Annotated in this window: 10 protein-coding genes and 1 riboswitch; all 10 genes read right to left on the bottom strand. The window is 42.7% G+C overall.

All coding sequences use genetic code 11. The annotated features are described in order from the left end of the window. Nucleotides 1–90: 90 nt before the first annotated feature. On the bottom strand, nt 91–3,297 hold the full coding sequence (locus DXC01_RS00410) for a hybrid sensor histidine kinase/response regulator (protein WP_118697989.1): 3,207 nt from the start codon (nt 3,295–3,297) through the stop codon (nt 91–93). A 228-nt stretch (nt 3,298–3,525) separates the two neighbouring features. Then, nucleotides 3,526–3,616: riboswitch (cyclic di-GMP riboswitch) on the bottom strand. Then, nucleotides 3,608–3,868: a hypothetical protein gene (locus DXC01_RS00405; RefSeq protein ID WP_147399620.1), complete on the bottom strand. Its 261-nt coding sequence runs from the start codon at nt 3,866–3,868 to the stop codon at nt 3,608–3,610. It overlaps the preceding riboswitch by 9 nt. 56 nt (nt 3,869–3,924) lie before the next feature. Further along, nucleotides 3,925–4,596 (bottom strand): DUF4956 domain-containing protein, encoded by a 672-nt coding sequence (locus DXC01_RS00400; RefSeq protein ID WP_118252001.1) that lies wholly within the window; start codon nt 4,594–4,596, stop codon nt 3,925–3,927. Then, nucleotides 4,593–5,342 (bottom strand): polyphosphate polymerase domain-containing protein, encoded by a 750-nt coding sequence (locus DXC01_RS00395; protein ID WP_118697987.1) that lies wholly within the window; start codon nt 5,340–5,342, stop codon nt 4,593–4,595. Before DXC01_RS00395 ends, DXC01_RS00400 begins: the two co-directional genes overlap by 4 nt. Further along, nucleotides 5,332–7,110 (bottom strand): CotH kinase family protein, encoded by a 1,779-nt coding sequence (locus DXC01_RS00390; protein ID WP_243111518.1) that lies wholly within the window; start codon nt 7,108–7,110, stop codon nt 5,332–5,334. The genes DXC01_RS00395 and DXC01_RS00390 overlap by 11 nt, the downstream gene beginning before the upstream one ends. Further along, a complete protein-coding gene (gene pelG / locus DXC01_RS00385) occupies nt 7,097–8,566 on the bottom strand; it encodes an exopolysaccharide Pel transporter PelG (protein WP_118697986.1) in 1,470 nt (489 codons plus the stop codon). The genes DXC01_RS00390 and pelG overlap by 14 nt, the downstream gene beginning before the upstream one ends. Then, the gene (gene pelF / locus DXC01_RS00380) at nt 8,547–9,971 is read right to left on the bottom strand and encodes a GT4 family glycosyltransferase PelF (RefSeq protein ID WP_118697985.1); all 1,425 of its coding nucleotides are present in this window, start codon (nt 9,969–9,971) and stop codon (nt 8,547–8,549) included. Before pelF ends, pelG begins: the two co-directional genes overlap by 20 nt. A 39-nt stretch (nt 9,972–10,010) precedes the next feature. Beyond that, a complete protein-coding gene (locus tag DXC01_RS00375) occupies nt 10,011–11,855 on the bottom strand; it encodes a DUF2194 domain-containing protein (RefSeq protein WP_243002338.1) in 1,845 nt (614 codons plus the stop codon). Further along, nucleotides 11,843–12,736: a hypothetical protein gene (locus DXC01_RS00370; RefSeq protein ID WP_118697984.1), complete on the bottom strand. Its 894-nt coding sequence runs from the start codon at nt 12,734–12,736 to the stop codon at nt 11,843–11,845. The genes DXC01_RS00375 and DXC01_RS00370 overlap by 13 nt, the downstream gene beginning before the upstream one ends. Beyond that, on the bottom strand, nt 12,733–14,844 hold the full coding sequence (locus DXC01_RS00365) for an NAD(P)-dependent oxidoreductase (protein ID WP_118697983.1): 2,112 nt from the start codon (nt 14,842–14,844) through the stop codon (nt 12,733–12,735). Before DXC01_RS00365 ends, DXC01_RS00370 begins: the two co-directional genes overlap by 4 nt. Nucleotides 14,845–14,893: the final 49 nt, after the last annotated feature.

The raw sequence follows: 14,893 nt of genomic DNA, 5'->3' as shown, positions 1-14,893 counted from the left end.
CATTCAGTAGAGATTATGGCTGAAATTAATTAACTACGAGGCAGACTGTACGTCTGCCTCTTTTCTTTCCTATATACACCTGGAAATGAATTACAGCCAGTTTTCCAGAACATCATTCAGCTTATTCATATCCAATGGTTTCGCGATATGTCCATTCATGCCTGTGTTCTTGGCCAGCTGTACATCTTCTGCAAAAGCATTGGCAGTCATGGCAACAATAGGCAGTTTTCCCTTTTCACCCGGAAGGCTCCTGATTGCTGCAGTTGCCTCATAACCATTCATGACAGGCATTTGGATATCCATAAAAACAAGATCATACAATCCTTCCGGAGAAGCTTCCACTTTTTCAACTGCGATTTTTCCATTTTCTGCTGTTTCCACTTCTGCCCCTGTCATCTGCAAAATTTCACCAGCAATTTCTCTGTTCAACTCATTATCCTCAACCAGCAGAATCCTTTTTCCCGTGTAGTCTGATTCTGACAGCTTCTCCAAATAATTTCTCGCTGTTTTTTCTTTTCTTCCTGAAGTAAACTGCCGCAGTGTAGCCGTCAGCCGGGAACGGAACAGCGGTTTTGCAATAAAAGCATCTATGCCCGCCGCCTTTGCTTCTTCTTCAATCTCGCTGAATTCATAAGATGTCAGTACAATAATGGTGATTTCTTTACCTATCCGTTTCCGGATCTGTCTGGCTGTCTCTATGCCATCCATTTCCGGCATCTTCCAGTCCAGGATAACAGCAAAATAATCATTTTTTAGCTCATGACGTGCATAACAACGTTCAACAGCTTTCCTGCCAGAAAGAACCCATTCACCTGTAATACCGATTTCTTTCAGTGTGGCAACTGTACTTTCACAACATGTCTTATCATCATCCACAACCAGAACAGGCAGATTCATCAGATTTCTGTCCTGTTCTTTTTCTTTTTCCTGAAGTTCCAGATAAATTGTTACTGTAATTTTAGTTCCCTTATGTAAGGTGCTTTCCACTTTAATATTACCATTCATCAGGTTCACAATATTTCTGCTGATTGCCATTCCAAGACCTGTTCCCTGAACTCTGGTTGTCCGATGGTCATCTGCGCGGCTGAAAGGATCAAACATGATTTTCTGGAATTCCGGTGACATACCGATTCCATTATCCTCAATCGTAAATTCATAGCATCCAAGTTCCGAAAATCCATTTGGCTTTTCCTCTATGGAAAAAGTAATATTCCCACCATCCGGTGTATACTTGATCGCATTACTCATCAGATTCACAAATACCTGCTGGATTCTCAGGCTATCACCACAGACACTCTCATGTTCAATGTGATTAATGTGTATATCTAAATTGTGTTTATGTTCATCAATCACCGGTTTTGTGAGTGTTATAAGATTATCCACCAGATCTGGCAGATTGAAATCCTCCTGTGCCAGCGTCATTTTTCCACTTTCAATACGTGCCATATCCAGCACTTCATTAATCAGCCCCAGCAAATGACGGCTTGATTTTGTAATTTTGCTGAGACACTCAATGACTCTGTCCTGACTCTCAATATTTGCTCCTGCGATTGCCGTCAGACCCACAATGGCATTCATCGGCGTCCGGATATCATGGGACATATTGGAAAGGAATTCTGTTTTCGCACGATTTGCATTTTCTGCGGATCGGTAAGCCTCTTTCAGTGCTTGACGGGATTCAATCTCTGCTTTCTTCTCCTGTGTCACGTCCATGGATGCCATCAATACTTTTATCAGTTTTCCATTCTCCCATTCCATAGGAATATAAGAAGCGATTTTATAAGTCTTTTCATCCAGGCTGCAGTACTCAAACTTATAAATATCATTTTCACTTTTCAGATTTTTCCGGATATTTTCCGGGGCTGTCAGAACATCAATAGTTTCCAATGGTTCCAGTGTCTTATATTTTTCAAGAACCTGTATCTGAAAATCATGATAGAATCCCAAAGGTTTATATATCATCTGTCCATTCAGGTTGTAGAATTCATATCTGTCATTTTCCAGATCACAGACAACAAAACGGTCAACCAGACGCACAATGCTCTGGATCAGCTGCTCCATGGAAGCATTGTCCGCTGCCATCTGCAGATGCCGTGCGCTCTCCACCTTTGCCTCTGTAATATCCCGCAGGAAAATCATGGCATATTCTGAATCCTCTATCTCTCCACGTATGATCACATTACGGACCCATCGTTCTTCACCATTCAGAGTGATGCGGCACTCCAAAGCCAGTTCTGTTTCCAGACCCTTCAGCTTTTCTGCAACATAACCACGGTCATAAAAAGCGGATACCGCCTTCTTATCTGTCTCCACAACATAGGAATCCACAAAATGACGGATCAGTTCATCCCATGTATGACTCTGTTCAAAGACTGTCATCAGGGACGGTTCAACCTTAAAGGTATCAAAAGTATTCGCTTCCAGATTCACATAATACTCGCACAGGTCTGCTTTCGTAAAAGCCCTGTGGAAAGCAGCAGATTTTTGTGCCTGCATGGCCTCTTTTTTCTCTGCATCAATATTAATAAAAATCCCGGCAATCCTGCTGGCAGAACCATCCAGCCGGCGTATCACTTCTGCCGATGCCCGAAACCACTGGTATTGATTATCCTTCATTCTCATACGATACTCTACCTGGTATTTTATCTGGTTCGTCTTATCCTTAATTGCCGCCTGAAGCTGCACCATTACTCTTTCTTTATCCTGTGGATGCAGAAGGTCTGACCAGGATTCCAGTTTATTCGGAAAGTCCAGAGTGTCATGATAGCCAAGCATTTTTCGGAATTCATGACTCCAGTTTGCATTCACAATCTCACTGTTTTCGTCACAGTCAAAATACCAGAAGCCGGAATAGATAGCCTCATTGAGCAGTGCCAAATTTACATGATCCCAGTTGACCTGTACGGACATAACCCAGATCTGTCTGCCTGCTTCATCTGTCGCATCCTCTTTATAAAGCCGTACATTATTCACGGTACCGTCCGCAGTAAGGATCTGTGCTTCCCCTGCTCCGTGAAGCTGCGAAAAACGGTCTCGATTCATTATATCTTCCCCATTATAAAAGAAGTTTTTCAATGAGCCTTTTGTCTGTTTCATGAAAGTATCGAATGTATATCCTGTACTATGCAACAGCAGATTATTCACAGACAAAATAGACAGGTTTTGGTCATAAGATCCTGTCATTATACCTACCCCGCCATTATTTTCCAGTGTTTTCTGTACGGCCTGTAACATGGCCTGTGTCTGCCCCGTTACATTCTCACCTAATGAATATATTTTGTCTTCATAATTTTTCATTTTATAAAAATCCTCTCTCCGTCTTATGCCTTCTTCATCCTGCTTTTATCTGTATACAGAGAACCTGTCCCTGCCAGTTTTCTTACCCATTTGGGCATACAAAAAAGAACACATGCCAAAATATGCCAGTGTCCCTACTACATTTCTTCAAAATCACACATCCGTATAGTATAAAAGTTATCGAAATCTCTTCCGTTTTCACATCTTTTCTATATATGATATGGAAACAGTGGCAACCGGCTGACCTGGTCAAACTTTTTGACTTTAGCCCCTTCTGGTTTTGCGTCCCTGCCTTTCAGCAGGTTTGCCTTTAAATAATTTCTATTTTTATCAAAAACAAAATACCATAAAGTTTTTCATACGTCAATATTGCTGGATAGAAAATCTGTGTATTTTGCGTATGCCAGCCTGCATTGTCAGTTATCGATCGGCTCGCCAAACCACTCACCATAAAATTATTTATTACAATTTCACTGGCTGCAAGATGTGGAACCTTTACACCATCTCCTTTTCCACAAAATAAGAGCCTTGCCGAAGCAAGGCTCTTACTAAGCGTTTTTCTTCGATTCAAAGAATCTATTCGGCTTGTGATTACCGCATAAATCAACCAGTTATAATCTTTTCATTTTATCCGTGATACTCTCCATTATACTGGATCAATGTAATATCTTCTACATTTGTGATCTTCCGGATCCTCTCTGTGAAATCGAGATCATTCTGCCGACAGAATACCTCAACTGCCATCTCTGTTTTCTCCCCACGCATCGTCTTTGACTTTATGAAATATTTCATTTTTCCAAAGTTGCGGATAATTTCATCACCTGCCTCATCTCCCTGATAATGAATCACTGCGATATAGATCCTGCCCTTCTGCTGCTTATGATAGAACAAAAAGATCATTGCGATCATTACAACTGCCGCGATCAGAGCCAGCACATACATTCCTGCTCCGGTTGTGATTCCTGTAGTGATCGCCCAGAAAAGATATAGCAGATCCATCGGATCTTTCACCGCTGTACGGAAACGAACGATAGACAACGCTCCGACCATACCAAGTGAGATCACAATGTTCGTACTGATCGCCAGAGTAACCATACAGGTAAGAAGCGTCATTCCGACCAAAGTAACCGCAAAGCTTCTGGAAAAGATTACCCCTACATAAAATTTGCTGTAAACCATATAGATCACCGCTCCAAGAAGCAATGCAATGATCAGCGAAATTGCCATCTTCGGTGCATTAAAGCTGTCAAATACGCCGGATTCCAGCACCGACTTCTTAATCATATCTTGTATACTCATAATAGTTTTCTCTCCTGTGTTTCATTCCAATATTCAAACCCATGCAAATACTGCGATTTTTCATAACAGAGTACATATTTTGATACTGCTGTGAATTCTTGTGCATTTGGTGGAAGCAAGTCACGCACGATCTGTGGAAGCATCTCTGTGAATTTCACTTCCATAACCAGTTTCCCCGGTTCAAGCACCGGAAGTGTCGGAAGGGACGGATCAAAGATGTCATAACTTCCGACCGCAGCCCTCACATCACTGTCAAATGTAATCCTGACTGTCCCCTCATCCATGATCCACGGTACACGGTCATAGTCAACGATCGTGCGTGGACGCATGAGATTGCTGACACATTCCACATAAAATTCTCTGCACAATGAATACGGACTGCTTAACAAAAATTTATAATCTCCATCAAGGATCTTATAGAATTCTTCCTTTGTCAGCGGAGCACTTTCTTTATAAATATAACTTCCGAATTTCTTCTTCCGCTCCAGCTTGATCGAACGGTCACTACAATCATAAATACGGATCCTGTATTTTTTTCGCATCAGGACACCAGATTCCTTTTCCGCATAAGCGCTGTTGAAATAATCTTCAAAATAGAGGCTGCGGATCATATAACCATTTCCCTTTGCATTTGGATCCTTTTTCAGCAAATGCTTCATCCTCAGCTCCAGCAATTCTTTCTCACTGGTACTGATCAGATATTTCCATTCATTACGGAAGCGTTCTTTTGATAAATCATTCCTCATAAATATCTTCCTCAACGTTTTGTCCGCCTGTAATGTAGAAACATTTCATACCATAATTCTTTCCAGCGTCTGTTACATAATAATCAAAAGCATCCTGCGTCTGTCCAGATGTATTTGTCGCACGGATACGCACAAAATACTGACCATCTGCCGGAACTGTAGTCTCCGCTTCCGGAATTTGAATATTATCCTGACGAAATACAATCTCATTAAACTTATAATCTTTTGCCAGTTCAACTGTGTAAGTGATCGTCTCTGCATCAAAGTCATACGATGCGTCCCAGTTGAACTTCAAAATATTTCCCTCGATCACCGGTTTTCCGATATAAAACGGCATTGGCTTTTCCAGGCTCTCCTTATAAAGTTTATAATTTTGTTCTACCTCTGAAGGGATTGCCGATGCAATTGTTTCATACTTCGCTTCAGTCAACGGTGCATACATCTGGTCCGGCATCTGATTTAAATACTTCTGAGTAACTGTACGATATTCCTCTATCATACTACTGATCCGATCCACACTGAGATAGGATCTCAGATCCTGGATCGCCGCGTCAAGTTCCTCACGGAAATCCTCGGACTGCAGACATCTTTGAAAAAGAACATTTCCCCAGTAATTGCTGACTCCACATTCCCAACTTTCCTGATCGAAACGATTCTGAATGTTGTATTCGGTTCTCATGAAAGAGCCGTCATTATCCCACGCAATCAGATACCATGTGTCCGAATTCTGTGGACTATATAAATATGTATTACGATTCTGTGTATCTACATTTCCGGTCAGTATCTGATACGCCATCCAGTACGTCAGATTTTCTCTGTCAAAATATTGATCCAGGATATCCGCAATCGGTTGAGAAATATCATTCAGATCTGTCAGCATTTGAATCAGTTTCGTATGATCTGAATTTCCTTTGATCTCCAGGAGCTTTTCAAAGGCTTTCTGGTCATAGGTCGGATCGTCTTCTTTTTTTATTACATCTTCATAGCGGAAAAACTCAAACGAATTAATTTTGTACAACTGTCCTTTCGAATCCATTCCATGGTTCTTCATTCCTGTCTTGTTCAGCTGTTCCACCTGTGTGTACAATCCATAGTCCTGGAATTCTGAGCTGTCCCCCTCGGTAAGATCTCTTACATATAAATGTACGAACTGAGTTCTAAGAGACATCAGCTGCGGTATCCCTTTCAGAAGATCGTAGGACAGCTTATTACGGAAACGCATTCCCTCTGTCTGATGTTTATTCAGATTGATTGTGCGCTGTCCACGCCAGGTTCCTTTGTTCTTCTTCAGCTCAATCTTGTAGTTTTTCTGTGCATTACGGCTTGATGTCTGTCCTCTGATCTGCACAGTAGCATTCGGCACATTTTCACCATATCCAACCTCCCCTCTCTGCGGACCTGACTCATCACCAACCTGAAGAAGCGCCGCTGTCTGGTAACGGTCTACTCCCATCTTGTCATAATCATAGGCCGAATAACTGTTGATCTCCTTCCAGGTGTGATCCGTTCCCTCTGAAGAATTTCCGCGGGAAACGGTGAGATACATCGTCACAACACTCGTCTCGTCATCATTTTCATAGAGACTATCCTTATCCCTGAGGTGAACGTCGTTGATATCCTGTGTCTCTGCCTTTTTTATCTCTTCCTGTTGTTCTGTCTGTTTCTTTGAAGTATCCCCTGTGTTCTCCGGGGTGGTACATCCCGTCAGGCAACAGGACATTCCTAATAAAAGGGCACATCCCAACGCAAGTAATTTATATTTTTTCAAGCTTATCTCCCCTCTCTATTTTCTCTTCCAAAAAGCATCCAAGCCGTGTGAAGAAACCTGTTTTATCCTCTGCTACGATCGGCTGTACACTCAAAATATAATACGGTAGTTTTTTTATAAAATATCCAAGACGCAGTGTACAGATCAAAAAGAACACTGCACTTCCCAGTAAAAATCCAAACCCATAATACACCTGTGGGAAGAATAAAGACACACAGGTAAATGTCGTCGTACACGCGGCGAACATTCCTGTTGCAAATAATGCTCCCTTGTAATCTGTAAAATAAAGTAAGATCAACATCATTGTGTTAGCAATTGCATAGAGTCCATAGCCGACACAGAGTGTACGGAAATATCCTTCCATAAGATCATTAAATCCAAGCGGAAGATATGTCAGAAGCAGCTGTCCGATCGAAATCGCCAGTGCCGTTGTAAGTAGCTGCTTTAACGCCGTATATTTCAGCTCCATGTTTAAAACCTTTCTCATCTCATTTCCCGCCTGCAGGATATCCTTGATTTCTCCCTTGTCATTAAACAAACTATAATAATTCCGATATTTCGGATAGAAATTCACTTCCACAGATACAACGAAATTAACGGTTGTAATAAGAATCGTCAAATAGGCGATCATCGCAGGTACATCATGATACGGTGCACCATAAAATAATCCCTGAACATGTACACGGATCGGTCCGCACCACATGATAACAAGATGTGCAAATAGTCCGATGTTCGTGAACAAGCCTGTAAACGCAAGCGGAAGGAACTGATCCACCCAGCGTAAAAAGAAAAATGCACTGATCTCTCTCTGCGGAAAATAACGGTACAACAGCGTCACATCCCAAAGCAGCATAATTCCATAACCGATCGTAACTGCGATCATCAACGCCTCTACATGTGGAATCCCAATCAGGATCAATAGGAATCCGACCAACAATGATACCGCTACCGCTGTAATAAATGAAATAAGAATCCCTTTGTAATCCTTGATCGCTGTCAGATAACTCATCGCATTCCAGGTGACGATCAATTCTCCGAAAAACTCCAGGCACAAAAACTGATCGATCAGATTGATTCCTGAAAACAGAAGAAAAATCCCATACATGATTCCGCCGACTAAAAGCAGGATCGCTGTTGAACCCCAGAAAGAAGAAAGCACCGCCTCGTGGCGTTCTTCATACAGCATATCCGCAATATATCTCGTCACGACCATAGAGAAGAAACTGGTCACGGTCAACGAAGCGAGAAGTGTATAAGTAATCATACAGTTCAGAAGTTCCCGGTTATGTCTCGTCGCACCGGTATAATCGCAGATAAAAGCGATTCCTACCAACAGCACGATACCGAGCAACATCGGACCTGTACAGATCACTCCTGCATACCCATACGCTTTTGCCGTCGCTGCAAGTCCGCGCTTCTGGAATAATTTTTTTAACTCAAATCCGATTCCGGCCATCTGCCTCTTCCACCTCCTGATACATCTTCCGGTACTTTTCAATCATTTCTTCTTTTCGATAATATGCTTTCACTCGTTTCTGTGCATTCTCCCCCATGCGGAGTCTCCGAGTTCTGGAAGCGCACATCTGATCCATTGCCTGCGCGAGCCCCTCTCGATACATCGGTGGAACACAATATCCTGCTGTTCCGTATCGATCCTCCTCGTTACCATTCAGAAGCTCCCTGCAGCATCCTACATCTGTAGTCACACAAGGCCGCCTTGCAGCAAATGATTCTAAAACAGACAGCGGCTGTCCTTCCGATATACTCGTCAAAATTGTAAAATCCAGCTTCTCCATATAAGAGATGATATCCACTCGTCCTGTAAAGATCACATTTTCCAGATGAAGCTGATCGACCAGCGCATAACACTCCTGCGCATACTCCTCATCATCGACGCCTCCCATAATGTGGAGACGCACATGTTCTCTTGTCGTGCAAAGCTCATAAAACGCATAGATCATCGTCTTGATATCCTTGATCGGTGCCAGACGCACGATCGCACCGATGTCAACCCATCCGTCTTCCTCTTTCAATGGAATAGGGGAAAGCCTTTCATAGTTGATTCCGTTCTCAACGACACGACATTTCTCCTTGTCACATCCCATCTGGATCTGTGCATGCATGGCATTGGTAAATAATGCTGAGACTAGAAACGCTCTCGTATAAATAATATCCGACAGCATATAGAAGAAAGAAATCCACTGCTTTTTAAATGCCGGCTGTACCCATTTTGCACGAATGATCTCTTCTTCACGCTCTCTTGTGTATATTCCATGCTCTGTCAGCAGCACTTTCTTCTTATAGACATACCCGCCCAGGCATGCAAGAAGTCCGCCATATCCTGTACAGATTGCATGATAGACATCTGCCTTGGGCACTTCACTTCCCATTAGATAAAAGACCGGAAGCAGCATAGAACGCATTGTGTGAAATGCATCCGCAAACGGAGTATATGGATAATCTTTTATACAGCACTCCGTCAATATATTCAGGAATTCCTCACTTCTTAAAAAAGACATAGGATTCAGCTTCTGGTCATGATAGAGCCGAAACAAGATTTCCCAATTCGGGCGTCTACACAGCATCAGCTCTTTCAGGCTGTTCGTCTCTTCCTCTGTAAAGGCATGAAGCATTTTTCCTGAATCCTTCAGCCGCAAGGCGTCATCCAGAAAGACCTCGTGAACTTCTACAACATTTTTCGGAAGCTCGTAGACAAATTTCCCTTTATCCTTCGCATTTGCCCCAATCACCCACAGAACAAACTCATGCTCTTTCATTTCATTGATATACTGGTGCATCCAGGTGGATACACCTCCAAATATGTAGGGATAACACCCCTCCAATATGAGACAGATTCTCACAATTAACTCCTTATCTGTCGCGTGTTACCGCTTTGTATTTCAATCTTCTAATTTCTCGATAGTTACTGTTGGTTCCTTTGCCTGAAGCAGATAGAGATTTCCTGTCAGATGTGTAAGTTTTCCTCCCGAAACTTCACCCGGTGTTCCTTCATTGATCCTCACCATAAAATATGCTTCATCATAGAAGTTTTTAAGCTTCAATTCTATAGACTGCTCTGTCACTGTCTTTGTAAATGTAACCGCTCCATAACGCTGAATCGCACCGGATAGTTCCGAACCGGTGAGTTGTCTCAAGGACGGTGCCGAATCCACCAGCCAGTCCATATATTCAGCGAGGTTGCTCTTCATCTTTTCCCAGCCAAGCGCTGCACCGCGGTCTTCGTCCAGAAGATCATCCGGATGAATAAAATGACTGTTCACAAAATGCATATTTAATTCCGACAGTGCCGCCATCTTCATATAATCATCGATAATTGCACCGGAGATGATACGCGGCTGTTCTACAATCCCATCCTTTGCAACTTCAAATTCCTGCACATACGCAAACTCACCGGTGAAATAATTACTGGCGATCGTCCGGATCTCCGGGAAATCTTTCGCGAGCATCTCTCTTCCTTCTGCTGACAATACATTGGACGGCGGTACATAGACTGACATTGATACACTGGGAAATGTATCCTCTCCAAAATGGATCAATTCTTTTACAGCCTTTTTCATGGCCGCCTCATTTTTCCATGTATCATACGGAAGCACGTCACCATAATCCACATTTGAAAGACTCAACGGCTGATGATTGTATCCATGATACCCGAGTTCTCCACCTTGATGAAGCAGCATATTTCCAAAATACTGAAAACGTCTGGTATCCTTCTGTTTCTTAATCGTTCCATCCGTCGCATCCTCATAATTTTCAATAATCACACCGGTATAGCGAATGTTGTGATCGGATGCAAGCTCCTGCATATCCGGCCACCACACATCCATATAGAAATCACTAATGCTCATTCCATAGTCCCGCTTCACATAAGTAGCATCTCCCTCCGGAACCGGTGATGGAAAGTCATCCAGATAAAATGCTGATCCATTGATCACCGGATAAACCCCCACATCAGTAAGGAGACTGTAGGAAGCCGCATAGAATCCACGCACCGCTTTCTCATACAGTCCAAAGTTGTCTACTACAAACTTCCCTTTTCCATATTGGTTTTCCCAGATCAGCGGCGCTCCCTTTTCATCTCTGATTCTCGCATATACCTGTGCTTTTTCGCTCAACTCGACCGCCCAGGCAGCATCATACGGATCTGTGATCGTATAAGCCTGTCCCCCGCCAAGCATAAATTCCGGTTCAAAATAAATACTGTCTACAAGTGTATTGTCATATCCGGAAGAAATGATTCCAAGCTTCTGCTCAATCACTGATGAATACGCTGTTTTCTGAAGTGTCAGGGCAAAAAGTACATTCCCACCCTCTGACACCCAATCACACAGTTCCATAAGATTCTCTTTCAACGGACTTACATCACTCAGTAATACAACAACCGTTTCATAAGCATGATAATCTGGAATAGAGGATGCACTCTGCAGGTCTACCACATCTGTTCCCACCTTCATATCTTTAAAAATTTGTTGAAACTGCTCCCATGCAGCCACACTCGCCTCATCTTCACTGTTACGAAGTACCAGACAGGTCTTCGGCAGTGATTTCGCAGCCATCTGTTCCGTAACCACTTCTTCCTGACTGAGATATGCGACTTTTCTGTCTTTTTCAGTATATTGAATTCCACTTCGTTCAGCAAAAAGGACGACCGCGATCATCAGAAATACACCCAGGATCACCAACATACTTTTAAACGGAAATGTTTTCAATGATTTTAATCCAGCCAAAAAGCCAATACCTCCTTACTCTTAGACGACAGATAGATCTGCTCCTCTTTCATCTGTCTTAAACACTGCTGCAACTCCGCTCCCTTTTTTCGTTCTGCCAGATACCGGATCTTCAAAATCCAGAACTCCTCTTTCCGATGCCATTTCTGATCCATCAGCCCTAGAATCTCTTTCGCCTGAACATAATCTCCTGTTTTCATCAGATTTTGGAACAGACGCACACATGTGGAGAGCGTCGTTTTCACCTTCAGCTTTTGTCTTAAAAGACGGATATAACGTTCCCTCTGTTCTCTCTCCATCTGGGCTTCCAGAATCCCCTGATTCAGATACTCTTCCATAAAATCACAGTACTGCTCCAGGATCTCCGGATCGTCCGGTGATGCCGCATACAGCTTCTCCATCTTCTGCAAACGAAAATCATATTCCTTGGAAAGTTCAACCATGGCTGTGATCGCATAATGGACAACCTCTACATCTTCATTCATGCGGGCCTGTTTCAGAAGATCCATATATTCTTCCGGATCATCATTTAACACATCCATGATCAGTTCACGGCGCACTCTCGGTTCGTTAATCAAAAGTGCTTCCTCTAACGGAACGATCTTTTTGTCCGTATCCGAAACTGCCTGAAAAATATTTTTATAAATCTCTTCATTTACACGAAGCTTTTCCACTCCCGGTTCTATCCTATTGTCTCTTCTGGTCAGCATTTGCAAATGCAAAAGCAGCACGCACACTGTTCCCCAGAAAGGAACGAAGATCACAAGTGCCATCAGATATTTTTTCACCTTCAGCAGATGTGTCTTTATCCCCAGCCAGACCAGCACACAGCAGACAATATGTAACAGGATCAGGAATACTCCAAGCACTGTCTGAATCATAATTTTTCTCCTGTATTTGCATTCTCCACGGTATTGATCTCATGACAGACGAAGCCGTCATTTTCCAGTCTTGCAAGAATGATCGGCAAGGAACTTCTGTCCGTCTGTGAAAGAATGAGGAAGAGCTCTCCTTTTTCAGAAATCCCCCTGACATCATTTTCACGGACCGAAGCCTGTAGCGCTGTGTCTGCCTCTTCCAGTGTCATCTTCGGATACTCCAGCTTCAAAAGCACATAGGATGCCCGATTCTCCTCCCTCATAGAATGGAAGGAATACAGCCGTTCTTCAAAATACTCCTGCTTCAATATACGTGTACCCTGCACGTACTGCCTGTTCTTGATTGCCTCCTGATATTCCAGTGCGCGCAAAAGTGCTGTTTCTACCAGACCGCAGAGAATCTGGAACAGATTCAGATAATAGAGGGAAAGCTGTTCATTTCCCACTTCCTGAATGAAAATCAGCATCACAAGCTCTCCATCCTTGTGAATCCCGTTCATATACATCGGATAGCCGTCCAGGAAATTCCGGTTTACCCACACCTTTCCGGATACAATCGTCTCTTTCGCTTCCAGATAATCATCCAGACAAATGGATTTTTTCAACACATCTGTCATTCCCTGGGATGCGATCTCAAGACGTCCATAGCTCTGATTCTTTCCAACTGAATAAATCGCAAATGTATGATTCTCAAGAACTGATTCCATCACATGCAGAGTTTCAATAAAAAGCTCCTGCGGAAGAATGATATCCAGTTTTTTCGTAATATCAAAAATCTTACCAAAGCTGTCACGGCTTCCCAGAATCTGCTTCTTGTACTGCCGTTTATCAGAAAGCGTCTCCTGATACATTTCTCTCATAAACAGGAATTTATCCAGGATCAGTTTATTCTCCTCTTTCATGAATTGAATATTATCTCTGTTTTTCAGTCGGATGTAACCACAGATCGCGCCGACTGCAAAATAGAAGATAAACGGAATCCAGTTCGAAGGTTCGTAGAAAAGTGTCGTCCAGCCGATCCCGGTTTTCGTATATGCTGCCAGCAATGAAAGTGTTTCCAGCCCCGCTGCAGCAAGCCCGTAATTAATGCCGTACAGACTGCTGAACAGCACGATGTAAACAAGTCTCAGATCGATCATCTGAAACTGCACCTGATTTCCCGCCACCCGGTTCAGTGCTTCAAAAACAAAAAATGTGAGCAGCAATTCCGCGATTCTCACGATTTTATCATGTGCTTTCAAAAAAGTTTTTACTACATCGATCTTCCGTGTCTTATGGTTCGTTTTCTCACAATAATCCTCATAAATTTCTGTGAGATCCTCCAAAAGGGAAATCTTCGGAAACCAGCCGTATTCATTTCTCAGAACGTGGTCATCAGATATCCCATCCTGGATCAGCACATCTGACAAATAGGTAATGTTTGCAGCCGGAAACATCTGTGCCAGTCTCTCCCCGAACTGTTGAAAAGTAAAATGAAATACCTGCGGAACCTGAAGACAGGCGCTCCCCTCTCCCCAGTTATCAAAAATCTTGTATAATAAATCCCCAAGATCACTCAAAGCAAGAAAATGCATCTCCTGTGCCGGTGCTTCTTCAAATGTAATCTGCTTCTTATTGATCACAGTTGAGAACAGCTTGAAAAAATAATCCTCCTCATAAGTACCGGAATAAAGATACGGCACACGCAGGATCTTGACAGCGATCTGATGCAGATCGCCGTATTGCCTGCAGAACTCTTCTGCCGAGCGGACCATCAGCGTCTTTCCTGTTGTATCTTTATATAAACTATCCGGTCCTGTAATATACAGAAGCCTGGAATTCAGATTCCCCTTATAGTAATGTAATAGCTTGCGTAAAGTCTCAATCTCACCCTCCATCGTCCCATGAAATGTAAGATAATTAGAAAAATAAATCACTCCCTCAAATTCATACGTCTTGAAAATGTCTTTGAATTCTTCCTCCGTCTTCGGCATCGGGTATACCGATAAGCTCTTATTGCGATTTGACTTTTGTTCAATCTCTCCAAGAAGAAGGATCTGACACTCAGGGAAAGCCTCCTCGATAAATTCTGTTGTAATATATCCGATATTTCCGGTCACCAGTAATTTCATACGTCACCTCGTAATCATATATTGCACATTTCTATCATTTCCAACCTAT

The organism is Blautia sp. OM07-19 (assembly GCF_003481595.1).
GTDB lineage: Bacteria > Bacillota > Clostridia > Lachnospirales > Lachnospiraceae > Blautia_A > Blautia_A intestinihominis.
The sequence above is the reverse complement of the archived record's forward strand: the minus strand, read 5'-3'. Positions and strand labels throughout refer to the sequence as shown.